The 22,694-nt window shown below is 63.7% G+C and carries 21 protein-coding genes and 1 pseudogene; 7 read left to right on the top strand and 15 right to left on the bottom strand.

Annotated elements, in window-relative coordinates:
• Nucleotides 1–73: 73 nt before the first annotated feature.
• On the bottom strand, nt 74–826 hold the full coding sequence (locus ACR0R4_RS01225; protein ID WP_433645639.1) for a DUF6153 family protein: 753 nt from the start codon (nt 824–826) through the stop codon (nt 74–76).
• On the opposite strand from ACR0R4_RS01225, the gene ACR0R4_RS01230 reads away from it, so the two are divergent.
• Entirely contained in the window at nt 800–2,815 is a 2,016-nt protein-coding gene (locus ACR0R4_RS01230) for a heavy metal translocating P-type ATPase (RefSeq protein WP_433645508.1), read from the top strand. The two genes, ACR0R4_RS01225 and ACR0R4_RS01230, sit on opposite strands and share 27 nt — an antisense overlap.
• A 301-nt stretch (nt 2,816–3,116) precedes the next feature.
• Nucleotides 3,117–3,701: a hypothetical protein gene (locus ACR0R4_RS01235; protein WP_433645509.1), complete on the top strand. Its 585-nt coding sequence runs from the start codon at nt 3,117–3,119 to the stop codon at nt 3,699–3,701.
• Between the two features lie 483 nt (nt 3,702–4,184).
• Here ACR0R4_RS01235 and ACR0R4_RS01240 read toward each other — a convergent pair.
• The 8 genes and pseudogenes from ACR0R4_RS01240 to ACR0R4_RS01275 all read right to left on the bottom strand — a co-directional run bounded on the left by ACR0R4_RS01240 (nt 4,185) and on the right by ACR0R4_RS01275 (nt 10,776).
• Nucleotides 4,185–5,432: pseudogene (locus tag ACR0R4_RS01240) on the bottom strand (IS256 family transposase).
• A 295-nt stretch (nt 5,433–5,727) separates the two neighbouring features.
• Nucleotides 5,728–6,057, bottom strand: coding sequence for a DUF202 domain-containing protein (locus ACR0R4_RS01245; RefSeq protein ID WP_433645510.1), 330 nt, complete (start codon nt 6,055–6,057; stop codon nt 5,728–5,730).
• A 1-nt stretch (nt 6,058) separates the two neighbouring features.
• Nucleotides 6,059–6,433: a YidH family protein gene (locus tag ACR0R4_RS01250; RefSeq protein ID WP_433645640.1), complete on the bottom strand. Its 375-nt coding sequence runs from the start codon at nt 6,431–6,433 to the stop codon at nt 6,059–6,061.
• 2 nt (nt 6,434–6,435) lie between these two features.
• Nucleotides 6,436–7,263: an IclR family transcriptional regulator gene (locus ACR0R4_RS01255; RefSeq protein WP_433645511.1), complete on the bottom strand. Its 828-nt coding sequence runs from the start codon at nt 7,261–7,263 to the stop codon at nt 6,436–6,438.
• A gap of 1 nt (nt 7,264) precedes the next feature.
• Nucleotides 7,265–8,254 carry an ABC transporter substrate-binding protein gene (locus tag ACR0R4_RS01260; protein WP_433645512.1) on the bottom strand — a complete coding sequence of 330 codons (990 nt, stop codon included), beginning with the start codon at nt 8,252–8,254 and terminating at the stop codon, nt 7,265–7,267.
• 38 nt (nt 8,255–8,292) lie between these two features.
• Nucleotides 8,293–9,063, bottom strand: coding sequence for an ABC transporter ATP-binding protein (locus tag ACR0R4_RS01265; protein WP_433645513.1), 771 nt, complete (start codon nt 9,061–9,063; stop codon nt 8,293–8,295).
• Nucleotides 9,064–9,100: 37 nt separating this feature from the next.
• Nucleotides 9,101–9,901: an ABC transporter permease gene (locus tag ACR0R4_RS01270; RefSeq protein ID WP_433645514.1), complete on the bottom strand. Its 801-nt coding sequence runs from the start codon at nt 9,899–9,901 to the stop codon at nt 9,101–9,103.
• A complete protein-coding gene (locus ACR0R4_RS01275; protein ID WP_433645515.1) occupies nt 9,898–10,776 on the bottom strand; it encodes an ABC transporter permease in 879 nt (292 codons plus the stop codon). The genes ACR0R4_RS01270 and ACR0R4_RS01275 overlap by 4 nt, the downstream gene beginning before the upstream one ends.
• 129 nt (nt 10,777–10,905) lie before the next feature.
• On the opposite strand from ACR0R4_RS01275, the gene ACR0R4_RS01280 reads away from it, so the two are divergent.
• Nucleotides 10,906–11,829, top strand: a complete 924-nt coding sequence (locus ACR0R4_RS01280) for a LysR family transcriptional regulator (RefSeq protein WP_433645516.1) — start codon at nt 10,906–10,908, stop codon at nt 11,827–11,829.
• 15 nt (nt 11,830–11,844) lie between these two features.
• On the opposite strand, the gene ACR0R4_RS01285 is transcribed toward ACR0R4_RS01280, so the two are convergent.
• The 5 genes from ACR0R4_RS01285 to ACR0R4_RS01305 are packed head-to-tail and all read right to left on the bottom strand — an operon-like array spanning nt 11,845 to nt 17,710.
• Nucleotides 11,845–13,095 carry an MFS transporter gene (locus tag ACR0R4_RS01285; RefSeq protein ID WP_433645517.1) on the bottom strand — a complete coding sequence of 417 codons (1,251 nt, stop codon included), beginning with the start codon at nt 13,093–13,095 and terminating at the stop codon, nt 11,845–11,847.
• Nucleotides 13,092–14,297: a cytochrome P450 gene (locus ACR0R4_RS01290; RefSeq protein ID WP_433645518.1), complete on the bottom strand. Its 1,206-nt coding sequence runs from the start codon at nt 14,295–14,297 to the stop codon at nt 13,092–13,094. Before ACR0R4_RS01290 ends, ACR0R4_RS01285 begins: the two co-directional genes overlap by 4 nt.
• 29 nt (nt 14,298–14,326) lie before the next feature.
• The gene (locus ACR0R4_RS01295) at nt 14,327–15,331 is read right to left on the bottom strand and encodes a PDR/VanB family oxidoreductase (protein WP_433645519.1); all 1,005 of its coding nucleotides are present in this window, start codon (nt 15,329–15,331) and stop codon (nt 14,327–14,329) included.
• A gap of 9 nt (nt 15,332–15,340) precedes the next feature.
• Complete coding sequence (locus tag ACR0R4_RS01300; RefSeq protein ID WP_433645520.1) at nt 15,341–16,285, bottom strand: MBL fold metallo-hydrolase; 945 nt, start codon at nt 16,283–16,285, stop codon at nt 15,341–15,343.
• A gap of 42 nt (nt 16,286–16,327) precedes the next feature.
• The gene (locus ACR0R4_RS01305) at nt 16,328–17,710 is read right to left on the bottom strand and encodes an aldehyde dehydrogenase family protein (RefSeq protein ID WP_433645521.1); all 1,383 of its coding nucleotides are present in this window, start codon (nt 17,708–17,710) and stop codon (nt 16,328–16,330) included.
• 222 nt (nt 17,711–17,932) lie between these two features.
• Here ACR0R4_RS01305 and ACR0R4_RS01310 point away from each other — a divergent pair, with 222 nt between their 5' ends.
• The 3 genes from ACR0R4_RS01310 (at nt 17,933) to ACR0R4_RS01320 (ending at nt 20,621) form a co-directional block, all read left to right on the top strand.
• Nucleotides 17,933–18,724, top strand: coding sequence for a coniferyl-alcohol dehydrogenase (locus ACR0R4_RS01310; RefSeq protein ID WP_433645522.1), 792 nt, complete (start codon nt 17,933–17,935; stop codon nt 18,722–18,724).
• A 323-nt stretch (nt 18,725–19,047) separates the two neighbouring features.
• Nucleotides 19,048–19,965 (top strand): restriction endonuclease, encoded by a 918-nt coding sequence (locus ACR0R4_RS01315; RefSeq protein WP_433645523.1) that lies wholly within the window; start codon nt 19,048–19,050, stop codon nt 19,963–19,965.
• Nucleotides 19,966–20,252: 287 nt separating this feature from the next.
• Nucleotides 20,253–20,621, top strand: coding sequence for a hypothetical protein (locus ACR0R4_RS01320; RefSeq protein WP_433645524.1), 369 nt, complete (start codon nt 20,253–20,255; stop codon nt 20,619–20,621).
• Nucleotides 20,622–20,717: 96 nt separating this feature from the next.
• On the opposite strand, the gene ACR0R4_RS01325 is transcribed toward ACR0R4_RS01320, so the two are convergent.
• Nucleotides 20,718–21,158, bottom strand: a complete 441-nt coding sequence (locus ACR0R4_RS01325) for a hypothetical protein (RefSeq protein ID WP_433645525.1) — start codon at nt 21,156–21,158, stop codon at nt 20,718–20,720.
• Between the two features lie 142 nt (nt 21,159–21,300).
• Here ACR0R4_RS01325 and ACR0R4_RS01330 point away from each other — a divergent pair, with 142 nt between their 5' ends.
• Nucleotides 21,301–22,548 (top strand): IS256 family transposase, encoded by a 1,248-nt coding sequence (locus ACR0R4_RS01330; protein ID WP_433645526.1) that lies wholly within the window; start codon nt 21,301–21,303, stop codon nt 22,546–22,548.
• Nucleotides 22,549–22,694 lie beyond the last annotated feature (146 nt).

A 22,694-nucleotide genomic window follows, 5' to 3' on the forward strand; every position in this document is an offset into this window, starting at 1 on the left:
GCAACAAATATGGTTCGGGTGCGCACCACCGAAGCGGCCGCGCACATCCCGACGACACGTCGGGCGAAACACATCACGTACGACTAATGGAAAGAACAATCAATGACGGTGGGTGGGGAAGGACCTCGCGTATTCTCAGCTCCACCTGTTGAGACAGCCGTCGGAGAGACACGGAGGTGTGAGTCAACCGGGCGAGGGGGAGGAGTAAGACGAAACCCGCAAGCAGCGCAAGAACACAGGCCATCATCATGTCGTCGTGGCTCATCGGCTGGTGAGCGGCCGCCACGCACCCGTCGTCACAGTTTGCCGACGCCAATGCGGTGGCCGCGTGGGTTGCGCCCATCACATGGCTCGGATCAGCCGCCTCGTGCGAGACGCTCGAGTGCGTGGCTGAAGCGTGACCCGATGACCCGGCGCTAAACGTGTGCATACCCAGCAAGCCAATGATGACCAGAAGTACTGCTCCGACAATCGTGAGAATGGTGCGAACAGATGAGTCGCCGCGAACACGAACCGGGGTTCGCCGCGAAGTCATCTGAGTGCTTTCCACCCCTGCACCGTAGCAACGATTAATGGGTGCTTGCCTGGAAGAAACTCCTGAGGGGTATCCTGCTCGGTAACTCCCGGTTTTGATCTGGCAGGGCGTTTCCACGGCAACCTCAAGGAGCAGCGGAGCATGCACAACACGCAAGAACACCCGGCTGAAGACTCCCACACGCACAGCACAGGGACCCAACATCGCGCAGCTGCCACGGAGCAACCTGCCGAGCTTGCCCCCCATCAGCATGGTGGTGGAGGAATGAATCATTCCGGGCATTCCGGGCATTCCGGCACCGGTGATCACGTCGCGCAGTATCGTCGCCTGTTCTGGATCATGCTTGTGCTGTCGATCCCCACAGTTGCCCTGTCCGAAATGTTCGCGATGATCCTGGGCTACTCGCTCCCTGACGTCCCCGGCCTGAAGTGGGTGGCACCGGTGCTGGGCACCGTCATGTACGTCTGGGGTGGCAGGCCCTTCCTCGTTGGGGCGATTACTGAGATTCGAGCACGCAAGCCAGGCATGATGCTCCTGATCGGGCTTGCGATTACTGTGGCGTTCGTCGCTTCCTGGTCCGCGAGCCTGGGTCTGCTCGATCATGCGCTCGACTTTTGGTGGGAACTCGCCCTCCTGATTGTCATCATGTTGCTCGGTCATTGGATCGAGATGCGCTCCCTCGCCCAAACCACCTCCGCCCTCGACTCTCTCGCAGCGCTGCTGCCGGATGAAGCGGAACGCCTCGATGGTGACGAGGTGGTACCCGTTCCGCCTTCGGAGCTCGTCGTTGGGGATGTGGTCGTAGTTCGCCCGGGTGGAAGCGTGCCAGCGGACGGGGTAATTGTTGATGGTCGCGCCTCGATGGATGAGTCGATGGTCACCGGGGAATCGCGCACGGCGACCCGTTCCGTGGGTGAGCCCGTCACCGCGGGCACCGTCGCGACGGATTCGGGCCTGCGCATTCGTGTGACCGCGACCGGAGACGACACCACCCTTGCGGGGATCCAGCGGCTCGTGACTGAGGCACAAAACTCGACCTCGAAAGCGCAACGAATTGCCGACACGGCTGCTGGGTGGTTGTTCTGGTTTGCCCTCGCGGCCGCGGGTCTCACCGCGACAGTGTGGTCGCTGATCGGGCAACCGGATTACGCAGTGATCCGGGCAATCACGGTTCTGGTCATCGCCTGCCCCCATGCGCTGGGGCTTGCGATCCCGCTGGTTGTGTCCATCGCGACCGAACGAGCCGCTCGCGGGGGTGTCCTCGTGAAGGATCGACTCGCGCTCGAAAGCATGCGAACCGTCGACACGGTTCTCTTTGATAAAACCGGCACTCTCACCAAGGGTGAGCCGGTCGTTGCCAAGACTTCGGCTGCCGAGGGGGTGGATCCGCAGCTCGTTTTGGCACTCGCCGCCGCCGCCGAGGCCGACAGCGAGCACCCACTCGCCCGGGCGATCGTTCGGGAGGCCCGGGAGCGGACACTGCCCATTCCGGCTGCGACCGGCTTCACTTCGTCGCCTGCCGTGGGAGTCACCGCGACGGTTGATGGAGCCGTCGTGCGGGTCGGCGGTCCACACCTGTTGACGGAAGAGTCGCAGGCTGAACTCGGTGTCGCAGACGCGTGGCGGATCGACGGCGCAACGATCCTGCATGTGCTCCGCGATGGTGTGGTGATTGGGGCGCTCAAACTCGTAGATGCGATTCGCCCGGAGTCCCGGGATGCCGTCGATGCGCTGCATGCGCTGGGCATTCAGGTGGTGATGATCACCGGAGACGCCGAGTCAGTTGCGCGGTCCGTTTCGCGCGAATTGGGGATCGACCGGTACTTTGCGGGGGTGCGCCCCGAGGAGAAGGCTGCGAAGGTGCGGCAGTTGCAGAACGAGGGGCGAACGGTCGCGATGGTGGGGGACGGGGTGAACGATGCCCCCGCCCTGGCCCAGGCCGATGTTGGTCTCGCCATCGGTGCTGGGACGGATGTGGCGATCGCCTCCGCGGGCGTCATACTCGCGAGTGACGACCCGCGCTCGGTGCTATCCGTTATCGAGCTGTCTCGGGCGGCATACCGCAAGATGAAGCAGAATCTCTGGTGGGCGGCGGGCTACAACATGATCGCCGTACCCCTCGCTGCCGGAATCCTGGCACCCATTGGATTCGTGCTTCCGATGTCGGTGGGCGCGATCCTGATGTCGCTCTCGACCGTCGTGGTAGCGGTCAACGCTCAGCTCCTTCGTCGCTTGAACCTTCACCCCGATGCCACCACGAATGCTGCTATGCAGCGATAATCCCAATTTTCGCAATAGCGTGTTGACGGGCTGGATCGTTTCCCGGCACGCGGATCGGATGCCCGGCCACAATGTTTCGAGCTCCTGTTGATATACACCGAGTGTTGAGAACCCGACTGCTGGGCTTCCGTGCCACCCGAAGTCGCGATGGAGTGATTTCACTCCGGCACCCGTGAACTGAATATCTGAAACGACGAATAGCCCGAAAGGGATCCGCAGACCCCTCAGAAATGGTTTTCCACGGCACCGAGATAGTCCGGTCTACGACTACAAGTACACGGACCTCGGCCCCCAGGGGTCGGTGCCGGGGAAGCCGTACACGCTCGAAAAGCGCGAAGAAATTCACGCGGCGCGAGCGGTCTACCAAATGATCCCGAAGGGCAAGATCGACGCTGATGGGCATCAGCGGTTCACCTACCCTGACCCGCGCACCTACGTGGGGTTTGACCCTGGCACGGGGAAGATCACGAAGGACAACCCGCGGGGGAGTGTGACGCTCGGCCTCGAGAAGGACGTCATCAAGCACCTGCAGAAGTTCCCCTGGAAGTCAGAGGACTGGTTCCGTGCGTATGGGCAGCGGAACCAGGTCGAGATGAGCAACATGCTGCTGAAGCGACCCGGAAGCACAAATCTTGCTCAGCAAGTGGTGCGCACGGGCCGCGGGTACGCGTACAACTACTTCGCGTCGATGATCGCTTCCGTCGCGACGAACATCCGTCGCATCATCCAGGGCCTCATCAAGCTCAACGCCACCGACAGTGACGGTCAGCCCAAGCACCGTGTGCGGAAGCGGCGCGATACCCGCGGCTGCCGACTGAACCACAACACTGAAACGCACGTGCTCAGTGCTGCCGAGGCGGCACTACCCGAAGTCGCGACGGAGTAGTCATACTCCAGCGCACTTGAACTGAATATCTGAAACGACGAATAGCCCGAAAGGGTTATTCGTCGTTTCTGCGTTACGGCTGATTCCGCCGGTGGCGCCATTTCGGGGTGGGTGGCGGCGCTATGAGCGTCGCTGAGACGAGAAATGGCTCAGATCAGGGTGCTGATCCGAGCCATTTTCCAATTTCACGATAGTGGTCTCGCTAATTTCGCGACACCACCCGCGTGCGCGAGGGGGGACTTGAACTGACCTCGACCCCCGAGCGCCGCGAATCTCCATACGGCGTTCTGCCGCATAAAATCAACGATCTACGGCATGTGCCCTGTGGATAAGTCCACCGCGATACCCCGACCTACAGGTTGCTTAGCACTTTCGTTAGCACTTTTCGCGGCGCAGCCGAAGCATCCGGGCCAGATGCGCGGGGTCGACTGCAGGTCAAGCCCCAGTGCGTGGTGTAGCCGGTGGTGATCCTTCTTCTGTTGGTTAGGCGCTGAGTTCGAGGACGTGTTCGGAGGTCACCTCGCTTCCGGTGTCGGGGAGGAGAGTGAGGCGGCTCTTGGCGAGGATCTCGAGTCCGAGGTAGCGGCGTCCTTCGACCCATTCGTCTGTCTGCTCGGCGAGGACCGCGCCGACGAGGCGGATGATCGCGTCGCGGTTGGGGAAGATGCCGACCGAGTCGGTGCGGCGACGGATCTCGCGGTTGAGGCGCTCGTTGGGGTTGTTGGACCAGATCTGCTGCCAGAGCCCGTCGGGGAACTGTGTGAACGCGAGGATGTCCGCGCGGGCGGTGTCGAGGTGTTCGAACGCGTCGGGGAGCTTCTCGTCGACGTAGTCCAGGAGCCGGTCGAACTGGGCGTTGACGGCTTCGGCGTCGGGTTGGTCGTAGACGGAGTGGAGCATCGCTTTCACGGCCGGCCACATGCTCTTCGGGCAGACACTCATCAGGTTCGCCGCGTAGTGGGTGCGGCATCTCTGCCAGACAGCTCTGGGAAGGTTCGCGGCGATCGCGTCGACGAGCCCGGCGTGAGCGTCGGAGGTGACGAGGCGGACCCCGGCCAGGCCGCGGGCGACGAGGTCGGCGAAGAAGCTGTTCCAGGCAGCTCCGGTCTCCGATGTCGCGACCCGCAGCCCGAGGACTTCGCGATGCCCGTCTCCGTTCACGCCGGTCGCGACGAGCACGACCGCGTTGATCACGCGGCCGCCCTAACGGACCTTCATCGTGAGCGCGTCGGCGGCGACGAACGTGAACGGTCCCGCCGCGTCGAGGGGGCGGTGGCGGAACTGGTCGACGTGCTCATCGAGGTCCGCCGCCATCCGTGACACCTGCGACTTCGATAGCGAGTGGATCCCGAGGGTCTTCACGAGCTTGTCCATCCGGCGGGTCGAGACTCCGGCGAGGTAGCAGTCCGCGACGACGGTGATCAGCGCGGTCTCGGCTCGTTTGCGGCGCTCGAGTAGCCATTCTGGGAAGTAGGTGCCTTGGCGCAGCTTTGGAATCGCGACATCGATCGTGCCGACGCGGGTGTCGAGGTCGCGGTGCCGGTACCCGTTGCGTTGCGCTGTTCGGTCGGGGCTGGGCGTTCCCCATTCCGCTCCGACGACGGCATCCGCGTCCGCGGACAACAGCGCGTTGATCGTGGTCTGCAACAGCGAACGCATCAGATCGGGCGACGCGTCGGTCAGGGCTTCAGCGAGCACGCTCGCAGGGTCGACAATATGAAGTGCGGTCATCGTGATGATGCCTTTCGAGTGGGATGTGAGAGTTTCCTCGAAGGATCACACGGTGACCGCGCCTACGTCGGAAGCGACGAGCCGGCCACCGCGGGCTACACCACTTTATGGGGCACTACTGCGCGAGGGACCGAGCGGGCTGGGGCATCGGCAAGTCTCACCTCTCGAATCGGCACACAGGAATGAAGGCCTGTGAGATGGACGATAGCGCAGCCACCATCCTCGAGACACGCACCAGCACGCGATCCCGCAACCCCGAAACTCAAGAACGGCACGCCACGTGGAATCAGCCGCTTCAGATAGCGAGACGCAACACGATGATCGTCGAACCTAGTCCCAAGGCGAGAGCGCCTGCCCCGATGACGGCGAGCGCCGCACCGCCGGGCATTTGGACGGACCCAAGCCCACGCATCACCGCAGCGACCCGTCTGTATCGTGCGCGTGCTGTCAGCCACATCACAGCGGCAGCCGCCACGCCCCCGACCCCGGCGAGCATCCATCGCGGGTCTTGCAGCGCATCAGGGAGGACGCGCAGTGCCACCAGCGAGCCCAGGGCAACGGCGAGTGACGTTCGACGCCACGCCAGTTCTGTGCGCTCCGGCTGCAGGCCGGGATCCGCGAGCACCTCAGCCCCCGGCCAAGATCGCGATGCCGGCCAGCACACCGGCGACGACGACCGCTAGCCCGAGCCACGGCCCGATCAGTGAACGCGGGAGTGGTCTCGCCAACCGCAGCGCTCGCTCGGTGAGCATCCAGCCCGCCCACGCGAACGGAGGAAGCGCGACGCCGGTGCCGAGCAGCACGAGCGAAGCTGCCAACCGAAAAGCGGGATGCATCGCAGGCCCCAATAGCTCCAACGCGACGCCCGCCGCGATCATCGCGAGAGCGGTACGGATCCAGGCGAGGAACGTACGTTCATTCGCAAGCGTAAACCGTGCATCCGGCTCCTCGCCGTGCGCATACACGGACGCCGGAAACCGTCGGCTTTGCCCTCGAGCCATCGTCACGCCCCCAGGACTGCTTCGGCGGCGCGTCCGAGCCGCACGGGATCGATCGACAGTCCATCCGCCTCCACTTTCCGAGCGATCGCTCGGGCGGCCAGTCGCAGGACTGGCACGATGATGCCGATGTTTCGCGGGGCTTCCTTGGTAACGACTCCCAGCGCCAATCTGGTCACCCCGTGTTCAACCACGGGAACTGCGATTCCGAAGTTGTTGACGCCCAGTTCCTCGTTCGTCACTGCGTAGCCGGCCCGTCGCACCTGCACCAACTCTGCCGCCAGCTGTTCGTGCGAGTCGATGGTGTGTGGTGTGAACGCCCGAAGTCCACTCCGCCGCAGACTCTCGCGCAGTGCATCTGATCCGTACGCGAGCAGCACCTTTCCCGCAGCGCTCGCGTGCAGCGGGAGCCGTTCCCCGACCTGGCGCAGCGGGTCACCGACGTTCGTCCCGGAAATGCGGGTGACGAGCACGGCTTCGGTGCCGTCGAGAACGAACAGGTTCACGACACTCTGCGTCTCATAGAGGACGTCTTGCATGTGCGGGGAGGCGAGTTCGATGATGTTGCTGCGTCGCGGTGACAGCAGCGCGATCTCCCAAAGTCGCCGCCCCACCACGTAGTGCTGAGTAGGCGTTGATTCCAGCGCGCCCCATCGGCACAATTCCCCGACCAGCCGGTGCGCGGTTGCGACGGGCATGCCTGCACGTCTCGCGATCTCCGAGACCGACAACGCTCGATGCGCGCCATCGAAGGTGTCGAGCACTGAGAGTGCCCGGGAGGTCACGGAGCGTCCGGACCTCCCAGGCGAATCTGCAGCGCGTTCAGGATTCATGTCACTTCTGGATGAAGAAGGTCGACACATCCGGCACCGACGAGATGAATCCGGTGTCGACCATCAGCGATGCCATGTACTCGATACCGGGTACGTTGAATTCCGTGTTGTACACCGGCAGCTTGACGGTGCTGGCGACCTCCTCGCTCATCTTCCCGTAGGTGATCAGCGCCTGGCGCAGTTCCGTGTCGTCCGCGGCGACGAAAGCATTGGCTTTCGCGATCGCCTCCTGGAACTTCTCGACCACTTCCGGGCTCTCCTCCAGGAAGGCCTGCGAGGTGAAGAAGAGCGTGTGCGTCGTGCCGGACTCGTACACGCCGGCGTACATGGGGGACAGCGACACTCCCCCGGCGCTCAGTGCGGCTGTCATGAACGGCTCGACAGAGAGTAGAGCGTCCACGCGCCCCTGTTCCAGTGCGCCCTGCATGTCGGGGAACGGCATGGCGACGAACTGCACCGCGTCGATGTCGACTCCGGCCTCGGCAAGCTGAGCGGCTGCGGCGACGTGCGGCAGCGAGCTCAGCGCGTTGGTCGCGACGATCTTGCCTTCGAGGTCTTCGAGCGTGGTGATCGCACTGTCAGCCGCGACGACGATGGCCCCCGTGTCGGCTTCTGCAGAGTCCGCGGTGTTCGCCGCGTTCGCGATCGCCCGAACCGGCAGACCCTGCTCCGCTGCGACGAGGAACGGAGGAGTGGCTGCGGTGCCGAACGTGAGTTGACCGTTCATGACCGAAGGAACGATCGACGCCGCGTTCGATTGCACCTCGATCTGCACATCGAGCCCGACTTCGTCGAAGAAGCCCTGATCCTGTGCGATGTACACGGTGTTGAACTCGGCGACGGGGATAATGCCGACGGTGACGGAATGGCGCTCGGTTCCGGATGCCTCGCCGGATGTTTCATTGCCGGCTGATTCACCTGAGCAGGCCGTCAGTGTCAGCGCTGCGACGCCAAGCAGCGCCACCGTGGTGAGAAGAGTGCGTGACCGCATAGGGTTCCTTTCGATGGGTTCTGCGTGAGGCAATCGGACTACACGCGAGTTTTGGCAGCCTGGATCTGTTCGAAGACGAACGTTCGGAGTTCGACGAACCGCGGGTTCGCCTTTGTCGTGATCTGGTCCCGAGGCGAAGGGACGTCCACCACCACGTTGTGACTGACCGTCGTCGGCGCACCAGACAGGACGATCACACGGTCCGCGAGATAGACGGCCTCGTCGATGTCGTGCGTCACGAACAGGATCGACATGTTGTACTTGTCGCGAACACGCAACACGAGGTCCTCGAGATCGATGCGGGTCTGGGCGTCCACCGCAGCGAAGGGCTCGTCCATGAGCAGCACATCCGGCTGATAGGCCAGGCCACGTGCGATCGCCGCGCGCTGCTGCATCCCGCCGGACATCTGCCACGGGTAGAGGTCGCCCTTCCCCTCGAGCCCGACGTTGCGCAGAATCTCTTCGATGCGCTCGCGGCGCTCAGCGGCTGAGAACTTCTTGCGGATGGGCAACTCGATGTTCTTGTACACCGTCATCCAGGGCAGCAGGCTTCGCGAGTAGTCCTGGAAGATGACCGCGAGTTTCTCCGGCGGACCGTTGACGATCTCGCCTTCGAACTCGACCGACCCCGCGGTCGGTTCGCTGAGTGCCGAGATGCAGCGCAGCAGCGTGGTCTTCCCGGATCCGGACGGACCCACGACGCACACCAGCTCCCCACGGTTCAGCGCGAAGTCGACACCGGCGAGCACTCGATTCGACCCATAGCTTTTCTCGACTCCCTTGAGTTCGAGAACCTTCTCGGTGGTCACGTGAGCACCTCCATCGATTGAATACATCTGTCCACTCCTAACTTCCTGCGAGCTCGGCGCGCATGCCGTACTGCCACTTCAGCGCCCGCTTCTCCAGCACCAGGAAGATGACCGACGCGAGATAGCCGATGATGCCGAGCACGATTGTGCCCGTCCAGGTGTTGACGACTGCGAACGTCTGCTGCGAGTGCAGGACGAAATACCCCACCCCCTGGGTGGCCGCGACCATCTCGCTGACGACGATGAGGATCACCGACAGCTGGAGCGTGACGCGCAGCCCCGAGAAGATCTGCGGGCCGGCACTGGGAAGGATCACCTTGAACAGGCGCTCCCTGAAGTTGAGCCGGTACACCGCTGAGAAGTCTTCGAGCTCCTTCGAGACGGCTCGCACACCCGCCGTCGTGTTCATCACCGTCGGCCAGATCGCACCGATGACGATCATTGCGATGTTCATCTCTGCGGTGATTCCCCAAAAGAGCAGCGCCACAGGCAGGAGGACCGGCGGCGGCAACGAGCGCAGGAACTGGACGATCGGCTCGGTTGAGCGCCGCAGCCACGGAACCAGGCCGAGCACGGTGCCAAGGATGACACCCAGGCCCGCCGCGATGAGGAAACCAGCGATGAACTTTCCGAGCGAGGGCAGGAGATCCGTGGTCACATTGGTGCCGATGCCGGGCACCCACTGCTCGACGAACGTGGTGAGGATGACTCGCAGTGGAGGGAAATACATCGACTGTGATTGGTCGGATGCCACCCACCACACTGCAAGCAGCAGCACCAAGAGCCAGAGTCGGGTGACCCAGTAACCGGGCTTGAGGTAGTTGCGTCGAGCGGTCACGATGCTGCCTCCTTTCGGTACGTGGCGTGCCAGAACAGCAGCGGACGCTCCGCGGCCTCGAGGAGGTAGTTGATCGTCAGACCGAGGACACCCGTGAACAGGATGAGCGCGTACATCGTGTCGAGACTGCCGGAGGACTGCGCCACCATGATACTGCGACCGAGGCCTCGAGCTCCGCCGATCAGCTCAGTCACCACTGAGACGATGAGGGCGATCGATGCCGACACGCGGAACCCGGTGGTGGCGAACGGCAGCAGGCTCGGAAGGTACACGCGAGTGATCACCGTCCACGGTGAAAGCCGGTAACTCTTCGCCATGTCAGAAGCGACCGTGTCGATCTCTCGAACACCGTAGGTGAGCTGGGTGTAGAACGGCCAGAACGCGCCGAACACGATCAGCACGAGCTTCATGGTCTCCGACGGGCCCCACAGCAGTAAACCGAGCGGGATCATCGCCACCGGCGGGATCGGCTTCAACAGCTCGAACGGAAGCGACGTCGATTCCCTCGCGAACTTTGAGAGTCCGGTAAGGATCGCCATCGGAAACGCGATGATGGCCATGATGACCAGTCCGACCACGGTACTGAAGAGGGTCTGTCCGGTGGCAGCCCAGAAATCACCACTGGTGACCAGGGCCGGCACGGCCGACATCACTTCACTGAACGGCGGCAGGGCGCTGCTCGGCACAAGGCCCGTTCGCGAGCTGACTTCCCAGAGCAGCAGCACCGCGATCACCGCAAGTGTCGGCTGCCAGAAACGTGCCGCCGGCGAGGCGTCCCGGCGACGCCGGCTGCGACGCGAAGCCGTTCCGATCAGTGTGGTGATGGGCGCCGCGATGCCTTGCTTCGGGGGCAGAGGCTTGGTGACGGTTTCCACGAACTGTCCTTTGCTGTAAGCAGCGTTGCCTTCAGGAGAAGGGTCTCGCCGTCGAGACTCATTGAAGTCTGACACCCGCCACACCATACGTCTAATACGCAGTTCTTGCGTCTGCCATATGCTGTGGATATGGATTTCCGACTGTTGAGATACTTCCTTCGTGTCGCGTCGGAAGGGTCCATCTCGCGCGCGGCCGAGAGCCTGCACATGTCACAGCCGCCGCTGTCACAAGCGATCGCCCAGTTGGAATCGAACCTTGGGCACGCACTGTTCATCCGGGAGTCTCGAGGCGTCACGCTCACCCCGGTCGGCGCTCATTTCGCGCAGCGAGCTTCCCAGCTGATGGCAGATCTGGACGAGCTGGAGGAGCTCACCCGACATGGTTTCTTCGCGGCAGAGGAACCGTTGCGGATCGCCTGCGTGCCGACGGTGAGCTGGCTTGTGCTGCCCGAGCTTCTCAGCGCGTTCGCGGTCCGACACCCGCAGGTGCGCTTGGATCTGGACGACCCACCACCAATCGAAGTCATCGAAGCGGTGATCGACGGCTCCGCAGACATCGGACTCATTGCGACGCTGAGCCACCGGCAGCTGCAGGACTCGTATCGAACGTCGCTCGCGGTCACCCGGCTCAGCCTGATGCCGCTCAAGATCTGCATGCCGGTCGAATTGAGCACGGGGTCGGATCGGGTCTCGTTCCGGGAGTTGCATGACCACACCTGGATCCTTCCTCGCCGCTCATTGCGAATCCGTGGTCTCCCGGAGTTGTTTGACGAGATCTGGCACACGCTGGGTTTGACCCCTCCGCCGGTGCAGCGGGTTCGAACGTTGCAGACCTCGGTTCCGCTCGTCCAGGCCGGTATCGGGATGTCGCTGATGCCGGCGACCGTTCTCCAGACCTCGCCGAACGGGCTTGCGTTGCGCGAGCCCATCGAACCGATCGCCCCACTTGAAGTGGCGATGTTTCACTCCACGCAGCGGCCGCTCAGTGTGACCGCCGAACGGTTCATCGATCTCGCGACCAGCCTGTACCCGTCCGACGACCCGGAACTGTGACACAGCTCAGCAACATCACTCCGCCGCAGGGGGCCGGAGCAGGTGAGCGATCAGAAGGACGCAGCTGATTCCGAGCGCCGCTGCCGCACCCACGAGCACCATGCTCCCCTGCCAACCGCCGACCGCGCCGACGATGATGGCGAGCAGAGGGGGCCCTACGAGGTTGCCGACGTTGAAGATCTGCTGCATGAGCCCGAACGTCACCGGCGGCGAACTGCTCCGGGGCGTGATCGTGACGCCCAGACGCGTCAGCGCTGCAGCGATGATGCCGCCGAGCGCGGAGAACACTGCAAGCCAGCAGGTGACCCAGATCACCTGTGCGGACGTGTGCATGTCGACAGCGAACGCGCAGATGATGCTGAGCGCGGTGCCCCCGAAGCACCACTGAACGAGCCGCGTGATGCGCATGCCCGCGTGCATGAGGCGTGCGCCGAGCAGCGCGCCGGCCGCATTAGCGAGCCCGACCATTCCCGCGAGGAGGCCCACGAATCCGGGCCCGATGCTGTCGACCCCGTCGAATACCGTCGGCAGGAATCCGAGCACCGCGAGCCAGGGGCCGCTGTAGCACGCGAATGCCACCCCGGCGAGCCAGATCCTCCCGGTCTTCAGTGATGCCAGCACACCGCTGAGCCCCCACCGGCCACCCGATCCTGCGCCGTCTCCCGGCGCCGGCCGCTGCGCATCGGGTGGCAGGGCGAGCGTGAGGACGAGCGACAGCACCAGTGTCGCCAGCGCCAATATCAACCACCACGTGCGCCACGACATCACAGTCAGCACGATCGGGGTCAGCGCAAGCCCGAGGAACGCCGCGATCCCTTGGAACATCGCCCATGCACCGACTGCGAAGTCCCGCTGGAGGGGTGCTGCGTGCGCGGCGATCAGCGATGGTGCGAGCACGGTGAACACCAGAAAGCCGACGCCTTCGAGTCCACGAAGCAGCACGAGCGCAAGGTAGCTGTCAACGCCGGCGCCCGCCGCTGATGCCACTGCCAGCAGCACCAGTCCGCCGCACGCGAGACGTTTGACGCCAACCGCACCGGCAAGCCAAGCGGTGGGCAGCCCACCGACGATGCTGGCCGCCTGGATGATCGCGAAAAGGACTCCCGCGCTGACGAGTGACATCTGAAAGGTGGCCAGCAGCTCCGGCAGTGCCCCGGCCAGTTTCCAGATGTGCGCAGCCGAGAGCACTCCCCCGAGGATCAGCAGCGGCCACGCCCGGGAATGCAGCTTTGGGAGCGTGCTCCCCAGGCGCGGGTCGGAGTTCACGCCGGAATCAGGCGAACCGGGATGCGCGCGTAGCCACGAAGCGAGTTGTGCACCAGAGGTTCGAACTCGGCGGTCGGTTCAATGGACTCGACCCGCTCCAGCAGCGACTGGAGAAGCGTCTCGATCTCGACGCGGGCGATCGGTTGCCCGATGCATTGATGCAGGCCCATGCCGAAGCCGACATGTCCGGACGCGTTGCGGTCGAGATCGAATGTGTCGGCGTCATCGCCCCACTTGCGCGGGTCGCGGTTCGCAGCGCCGAGGAACAGCAGTACCTTGGCATCCTTCGGCAAACGCACGCCGCCGAGCACCGTATCGGCACTGACAGTCCGATGGAACTTCTGGAACGGCGACTCGAACCGGAGCGATTCGTCGATGGCGAACTTGGCCAGGTGCGGCTCGCGACGCAGACGCGCCCACGCCTCCGGACGCTCGGCCAGCACGGCAAGCAGATTGCCGATGGCCAGCACAGTCGAATCGACTCCGGCCGAGAGCAGCGCGCGCATCAGCAATTGCGCCTGCTCGTCGGTAATGAGCCCTTCGTGCACTCGATCCCATATCCGCACGCCGAGACCGTCCGGATCGAGTGACTCATACGTGCAGCTCTCGAGAATGAGGCGCGAGAGCTCATCGGCGCGGGCGGCGGCGCGAGTCAGGATCGCGTTCTCCGGACCGAACGCGTTGAACACGATATTTCCGTACGGCAACAGCGCCTCACGCCCTTCGTGCCGAACACCGAGCAAGTCCGGAATCACCTTGAGCGGGAATGGCTCAGCGAGCTCACTGATGACTTCAATCTCGCCCTGCGCAAGCACGCGGTCGACGAGACTGTCTGCCGGCTCAGTGATGCGCGCGCGCAGCTGTCGGGACACATTCGGGTTGATGACGCCGGCAAGCGCACGCCGCATGACGGTGTGCGTCGGCGGGTCTGATTCGAGGATGCTCGGAGGCCGCCACGCCGCTTGCTTGCGAATGTCCTTCGGGCCCAGCCCACCCGCTGAGCTGAAGGTCTCGAAGTCGGTGAGGATCTCCCAGACTTCCTCGTACCCGCCCACTGCGAACACCCCGATGTCTTCGAGCCAGCACACGGGGCCGGCCTCTCGGATGCGCTGGATCAGCGGATACGGGTTCGTGATGTTCTCAACGCTGTACGGGTCTCCCTTGACCGATGCCGGCGCCACGACCTCTACCGGAGTCGTCATGTTCTTTCCCTTCTCGATTGCGTGTCAAATCAAATATCAAGTGCAAGCGTGTGGCAGCCGGCCGCCGCCCGCGAGACACACACCAGCATGACGTCGCCGGCATCCTTCGTCGCGTCGTCCAACACCGCATCGCGATGCTCGATGTCGCCTCGCACCACCCCGACCTCACAGGTTCCGCACAGTCCAGCCCGACAGCTCGACAGGATTCTGATCCCCTGCCGCTCCAACTTGTCCAGCACGGTCTCGTCGGGCCCCACCGTGACGGTGCGCCCCGTGCGAACGAGCTCGATGTCAAAGGGATCGGTATTGCTGCCTTTTCCGAGGGCATCGTTGCTGAAAAGTTCGGCGTGCAAGACACCAGGGGGCCACCCGAGGCAATAATCCTGGACTTCATCGACGAGGGCAGCCGGCCCGCATGCATACACGAGCATGTGTGCCCTCGGCATCGCCAGAATGGTGCGCAGGTCCAGGCGCCCGGCGACCGAACTGGCGTGCAGTTCCACCCGGTCGGCGCCGTATCGTTCGCGCAGCGACTGCGCGAACGCCATGTCCTCGGAGCTTGAACCCAGATAGTACAGGGTCCAGTCCCGCTGTTCGCGGTGTGCTCTCTCGACCATGCTGAGCATCGGTGTGATCCCGATCCCGCCCGCGATGAACAGATACTTCCGTGATGCCAACAGCGGGAAGTTGTTGCGCGGTTCCGACACCGCGAGCAGGTCGCCTTCGGCGATGTGCTCGTGAATTCGACTCGACCCGCCTCTGGAGTCGCTTTCGCGCAGGACCGCGATCCGCAGCCTGGTGCCGTCGCCGTCGGGCACCGGGCACAGGGAGTACTGCCGCGTCAGTTCGTCGCTCAGGTGAATGTCGATGTGCGCGCCGGGATCCCAGGAATGGAACGAACCTCCATCGACCCGCTCCAGCGTGAGCGAGACCACGCGCCGTGCCACATCCTCCTTGCTGACGATGCGAACGGGGATGCGGGCGGGTTCGTCCAGGTCAATCGACGGGGAGCCTGAACCCATGACCTTTGTCATCTCTTCCTCCTAGAGCGCCAGTGACGTCTGCGGAGCGCTGGACTCCGTTGCCAGGGAGAATACGTCTCCGCTGCGGGCCCGCGCGATAGTCCCGCTGTACGTGGAACGCGCTTCCGATACCCAATACTCGTCGTCCGCGACTCCCGCCAGGTGGGAGAGCACCAGCGTACGCGCCCGCGCCGCTTCTGCCACCCGGCCCGCGTCCGCCGGCGAGGTATGCGAAAGCTCCTGGTGCTGCAGGAAGGCAGGGTCCGCGCCACGTACGCGAAAGTAATCGAGATTCACGGCCTCATGCACCAAGATGTCGGTATCGGCGGCGAGCCGTTCCAGGGTGGCACTTCGAGCAGTGTCGCCGGAGAATGTGATCGACCCGTACTCGGTATCGAATCGAAACGAGTACGAAGGGAAGACCGGCGGATGCGGAGTGAGGACGGCGCTGACGCGCACCCGTGAGTCCTCGAAGATGACGAACGGTTCGCAGTCCTGCTCCGTCGCACCGGTCGGCGGGGTGATCTCCGCGACCTCGACCAAGTCGCGCAGCGGCGGCCGGCCTTCGTCCAGTTCGCGGATACGCAGATCGTATGAGTAGGCATCCAGGGATCGCTCCACGAACTGCCTGAAACCAGCCGTGCCCGGGTGCGCCGGATCCGCGCCGGGTCCGAAGAATCGCACCGGTTCGACGAACCCGGACACCTGGCGGCCCCAGTTCCACAACAGCAGCGCGGGCAGTTCGACCATGTGGTCCGAGTGGAGGTGGGTCAGGAAGCCGGCGACCACATCTTTGCCCTGTAGACCCGCTTCGTGCAGCCGACGCGTGATGCCCAGCCCGAAGTCGACGAGATACGCAGCGCCGTCGACGACGACTGCACTGGCGATGCCCGACTCTGCAGACCGTATCGCCGGTCCGGCCGCCGTGCCGAGTGTGATGAGATGCGCACCACCGGAATTGTTCATCTGTTCAAAGCCTTTCATTGAAAGTCAGCAGACCCGAGGTCGTCAGAGCGCTTCCGCAACGTTGATCGTCCGAGGTTCGAGATACGGGTCCAGGCCGGCGCGGCCGCGTTCCCTGCCCAGTCCCGACTGCTTCCATCCCCCGAACGGGGCATCGAGTTCGACGACCGTGTGCTGGTTCACCCACACGGTTCCCGCCTCGAGCCGCCCTGCGACATCGTCCGCCCGCTCCAGATCCGTCCCCCACACCGAGGCACCCAAACCGAACTCGCTGTCGTTGGCCTGCGCCACCGCATCGTCAAGATCCCGGTAGGCGACGATCGGCAGTGCATTGCCGAACTGCTCCTGATCGACCAGCGCCATACCTGCACGACAGTCGGCGACCAGTGTGGGCTCGTAAAAGTAACCCGGCAGTCCGACCTCGGCGGCACGCCCGCCGGTGACCACGCGTCCGCCGGCGGCACGAGCCTCATCGACCAGACCCGACACCACCTGCAGCTGGGACTGATTGTGCAGTGGGCCGTGCGATGTGTCCGGCTCAAGCCCATGCCCGAGTGTGAACTCATCGATCACCGCGGCCGCCGCATCGACAAACGACGACGCGATCGACTCCGGGACGTATATCCGCTTGGCGGCCATGCACACCTGCCCGGAGTTCTTGAAGGCACTGCCCATGAGCTGTCGGGCGACCGCCTCAATGTTCACATCCTCGAGCACGATCGCAGGATCGTTACCGCCGAGTTCGAGAGTGACACGCTTCACCGTGCCGAGGGCTCGCTGAGCGAGGGAGATGCCCACGCCTGTCGACCCGGTGAACGACAGCTTTCGCACGCCGGGATGGTTCGCCAGCGCAACACTGACTGTGCGATCCTGTCCGGTGCAGACCTGCACGACGTCTCCGGGCAGCACCCGGCCGAGCGCCTCGAAGAGCTGGATCGTCGACATCGGCGTCGTCGCAGACGGTCGGGCAACGACGGTGCATCCGGCGAGCAGTGCGGGTGCCGTCTTCACCATCAGCAGCGACAGCGGGAAGTTCCACGGCGTGATCGCACCGACGACGCCGACGGGACGATACTGCACGCGCGGGGTTCTGCCGGACCGCTCCGGCAGGTGGACCGTGTCCTCGAACGGGAGGGTGCTGTAGTAGTCGAGCAGATCGGCGCAGACACCGACTTCTGCCATTGCGTCCCGCACGGGCTTTCCCTGCTCCAGCGTCAGCGTCGATGCGATATCCGCCTGGTGTGCGCGCACCTGCTCCGCAGCCTGGCGCATCAGCACACGGCGTACTTCGAGATCCCTCGACCACTGCACGGCAGCGCGCTCAGCGGCCTCGACTGCGCGCGCGACGTCGGCCTCCCCGAAGTCGGGGACCGTGCCCAGCAGCGTCAGTGCAGCAGGGTCGAAAACCGAGTACTCGTTCTCGTACATCTCTCGCGATCTCCGTCGGTCGTCTGGCGGTCGGACTTCGTCAAAGTATGAGCGGAACCGATCAGCGTGATGCAAAAGCTTTCCGTTCGATGGAAAGCCAGAGCGCAGATGCGATCCTTTCGCGGTTTCCTAGAACGGTATCCAGATGCGTGCACACTGTCGGCACCATGCAGCGCGCACGGGAGACTACTGATGCACGTTGAACCCACGAAGGGAATATGCATGAACACGTCTGAGATCGTCGTCACCGGCGCCGCATCGGGAATCGGTGCGCAGACCGTAGAAGTTCTCCGCGCACTGGGGGCGACCGTGATCGGTGTGGACCGTGATGCGCCTGCCACCGAGGACATCTCGTTCGTGCAAGCCGATCTCTCCACACCAGCGGGCGTCGAACGTGCAGTCGACGGCATCCGTAATCTCGCGCAGGGGAGCATCCACGGCGTCGCCAACATCGCCGGCGTCCCCGGCACCGCACCATGGGAGTTGGTGCACCGCGTGAACGTGTTCGGGCTCCGCGACCTCACCACCGGTCTGGTGCCTCTGATCGTGCCCGGCGGATCAATCGTCAACCTCGCGTCAGCCGTGGCGTATCGCTGGCGGGAACTGATGCCCGAGCTCGCGCAATTCTGTGCACACCCCTCGATCGACGACGCGCTCGCAATGGCTGCCGACGCTCCCGCCATTCGTGAGCATTCATACCTCTTCTCCAAACAGTGTGTGCGCTACTTGACCGAACTGCAGGCGGCAACGCTTGTCGAGCATCGAATTCGTGTGAACTCCGTCAGCCCCGGGCCCATCGAGACACCGATCCTCGACGACTTCAAGGCCGATCACGGCAAAGACAAGGTGGAAGGCGCACGAGAGGCACTTGGCAGGTTCGGGCAACCCACGGACGTGGCGAATGTTGTCGCGCACCTCTTTAACGACTCGATGAGTTGGGTGAACGGGACGGACATCCGAGTAGACGGAGGACTCACCGCACTGCGCGAAATGGCTGCGGCTCGCGTGCAATAGTCGGTTGGCGCACGAACACGCCCAGGGCGGATCGCCGCCCTCTGCTTCAGACGCGATGGCAGGGAGATCCGGACGTTTCCACAACGGCCGGCATCGAAATTCTGGATTGTACTGGAAGTGGCGTCTCGCGCTAACTGGTGCTTGGAACTCCGTACTCTGCGTGCATCCAAGATTGTTCACGCGTTTAGTCGTTCCCGTGTTGATTGGTCATTGGATGCCAACTTCGTGGTGTCGTCGTTCAACGAGTCCCATTCAGCCGCGCTGTGGCCGCAGGGTGAACGTGTGGAGCCCGGTCGTGACGACTGCCTGAAATAATGATCCACATGCCCGAAGAAGTCTCCCTCGTCCCGATCTGGCCCGTATTTGTCGTCCCGACACTTCAAGTGCTCTCCGACGCCAAAAGCCGCCAGCGCCGGGAGATCTTCGACGCCGTGGCCCAGCACGTCGACGTCAGCGACGGCGCACGCGCAGAGACACTGAAATCAGGCGGGTCCCGCTACGAGCAGCGCATGGGGTGGGTCCTGAGCCACTTGGGTAAGGCCAATTGGGTAGACCGCCCGGAGCGTGGACACTATGTCATAAACGACGCAGGTCGAGCTGCCCTCGCAAAATACCCGGACGGCTTCGACTACGCGCTCGCGCGGGAAGTGTTCGCGCCGTTCTGGCCAGAGAAGCGCGAGTCCGTCGCGCCCACCAATGTGCCCGAACAGCCGTCCGACGAGATCTACGACCCAATCGAGGTGATCGAAGACGCCGTCGCACGTATCGAAGCGAGCGTCGGCGATGACCTGCTCGACCGTCTCCGCAACAGCCACCCCGACTTCTTCGAGCAAGCCGTCGTGGATCTCCTGCTCAGGATGGGCTACGGAGGAGCCGCACAGCGGGGTCGGCGCATTGGTGGAAGCAATGATGAAGGCATCGACGGACTTATCGACCAAGACGCACTCGGCCTCGATCAGGTCTACATCCAGGCGAAGCGCTACAAGGTAGGTAATAACGTCGGCCGAGAACCGATACAGGCGTTCGTCGGCGCGCTCCATGGCTTCGGGGCATCACGTGGTGTCTTCCTCACCACTAGCGCTTTCACTTCGGGAGCAATTGACTACGCGCAGAAGGTGCAGTCGAGGATCATCCTGATCGACGGGTCGAGGCTCGTCGACCTCATGATCAAATATCGGGTCGGCGTGCAAGAAAAGCAAAAATTCAGTGCCGTCGAAGTCGACGAAGACTACTTCGAGTAACTTACGTCGCCGGAAGCATCCCGGCGGCCGGTTGGGGCCCTCATCCCGCCATTCGACAGGGGCGCTCATAAGGTCACCCCCACACGCCTCCGCGACAGGCGACGATGACACTCTGCAATAGGCTCGGGGCGTTCTTGCTCTTTTTCGCACCAGGGGGGAACCATGAAGTCTCGCTCGCTCGCCGTCGCCGCAGCGGTTCCGCTGCTCGCCGCGCTGCTCCTTGCGGATGTGCCAGCGCCGGTAAACCCACGACCACCCCGGAACCGACCTCAGACCCCGTCGAGACGATGATCGTTGAGGCAGAAGACGTCAAGGAAGCGCCGAAGTCAGACATTCAGGAAGCCGTCGACACGTTCGTCGCGGCACTGGACGAGCTCGGCATCGAACACAGCGAGCCCGTTCGAGAAGAGGTTCAGCTCTCCGGGGCGAAGGCTCGCTTCGGCATGACCGTGAACGGGTTCGATGCGGGTATTAACGTCTTTCCAAACGCGGAGCGGCTAGAGGCGTGGGGCGAGGCAAGCGATGCGTTCGGTGGAATCTACGTCTCGTGGGGCACCTCCGCCCTGACGCTGAACTCAAGCGAAGGAGTCGCAAACTCTGCTGAGATCGCACCGCTGATCGCTCAGACGGTCGGTGGTGAAGCGCACGGGGTCTGACCCACCAGCACGAGTCAGTGAGTCCCCGTTCCGCGACGGGGACTCACTGCGAAACTCATACGAACCCCGCACACATAAGGGGTAGACACGTTCGGATCAGTAGCAAGACACGTCGGTCAACTCGATCCTGGTTCCAGTGTCGCTGAAGGCGTTCAGCGTGAGTACGGCTTTCTCACCTTTACGGACGGAACCGAGGAGATCATTCGTGTAACCAACGATCGTCCCAGCGGCATTCAGCACGTTAGCCTCGACGTACAGAGCATTGCGACAGTCTCTGAGCGCTATGGCTTCAATCTGCGAGCACCGGCCAAGTTCGCACACGGGATCAGCAACAAATCGAATCGCTACACCGGCGCCGGTGTCTTCAAAGCCGGGTGGGATACCGGAGTCCCTATCCGAACCGCTCGTATCCGGCTGCGAAGCTGCGGGACCCTCATCAGTGACCGAGGGGACGTCTGCAATGAGCGGACCGGCGTAGTTCGTTCCGACGTATACGAAGAACACCGCCAACCCAGCAATGGTGCCGACTGTCCACACGCCGAGCGCGGTGATCCCTGACCAGTAGTGCCCCTTAAGGTGGTGTAGCTCGCGGTGGCCGGCTCGTCGTTCCCGACGTGAGCGCGGTCACCGTGTGATCCTTCGAGAAGTCTCTAACCTCCACTCGAAAGGCATCATCACGATGACCGCACTTCATATTGTCGACCCTGCGAGCGTGCTCGCTGAAGCTTTGACCGACGCGTCGCCAGATCTGATGCGCAACCTGCTGCAAACCACGATCAACGCGCTGTTGTCCGCTGATGCGGACGCCGTCGCCGGCGCGGAATGGGGCACGCCGAGCCCTGACCGCGTCGCGCAACGCAACGGCTACCGACACCGCGACCTCGATACCCGCGTGGGGACCATCGACGTCGTGATCCCGAAGCTGCGGCAGGGAACGTACTTCCCGGAGTGGCTGCTGGAGCGCCGCAAACGCGCCGAGACCGCGCTGATCACCGTGATCACGGACTGCTACCTCGCCGGAGTCTCGACGAGGCGGATGGACAAGCTGGTGAAGACCCTCGGGATCCATTCCCTCTCGAAGTCGCGGGTGTCGCGGATGGCCGCCGAGCTCGACGAGCACGTCGACCAGTTCCGCCACCGACCACTCGGCGACGCCGGCCCGTTCACGTTCGTCGCCGCCGACGCTCTCACCATGAAGGTCCGCGAAGGCGGCCGAGTCATCAACGCCGTGGTGCTGGTCGCGACCGGCGTCAACGCCGACGGACGCCGCGAAGTCCTCGGACTTCGTGTCGCGATGAGTGAGACCGGGGCGGCCTGGAACAGCTTCTTCGCCGACCTCGTCGCCCGCGGCCTCAGCGGCGTCCGCCTGGTCACCTCCGACGCCCACCAGGGCTTGGTGGAGGCCATCGCGGCGAACCTGCCTGGCGCGGTCTGGCAGCGATGCCGCACCCACTACGCCGCGAACCTGATGTCCGTGACGCCGAAGGCCATGTGGCCGGCGGTCAAAGCCATGCTGCACTCGGTCTATGACCAGCCCGACGCGAAGGCCGTGAACGCCCAATTCGACCGGCTCCTGGACTACGTCGACGACAAGCTCCCCGACGCGCACGACCACCTCGACACGGCGAGAGCGGACATCCTCGCGTTCACCGGGTTCCCCGAGGGCCTCTGGCAGCAGATCTGGTCCAACAACCCCAATGAGCGATTGAACCGGGAGATCCGACGCCGCACCGACTCCGTCGGGATCTTCCCCAACAGAGACGCCATCATCCGCCTCGTCGGCGCCGTCCTCGCCGAGCAGACCGATGAATGGGCCGAAGGACGCCGCTACCTCGGCCTCGACATCCTCGCCAAGTCCCGACTCACCCTCATCCCCGACACCGGAACCGAGGAGGTGAGCGACCCCGTCCTCGAGCTCACCGCCTAACCAACACCCGAAGGATCACCAACGGCTACACCACGTCCTGGGGCTTGACCCGGGCGACATTGTCCATCGTCGCGTCAATCGTCAACCACACCGCTACCGTCAGCGACCGCACCCTCCGTTCGTTCACATTCGTTCCCCTCACGTTC

The organism is Leucobacter fengyongliangi, assembly GCF_050971685.1.
Taxonomy (GTDB): domain Bacteria; phylum Actinomycetota; class Actinomycetes; order Actinomycetales; family Microbacteriaceae; genus Leucobacter.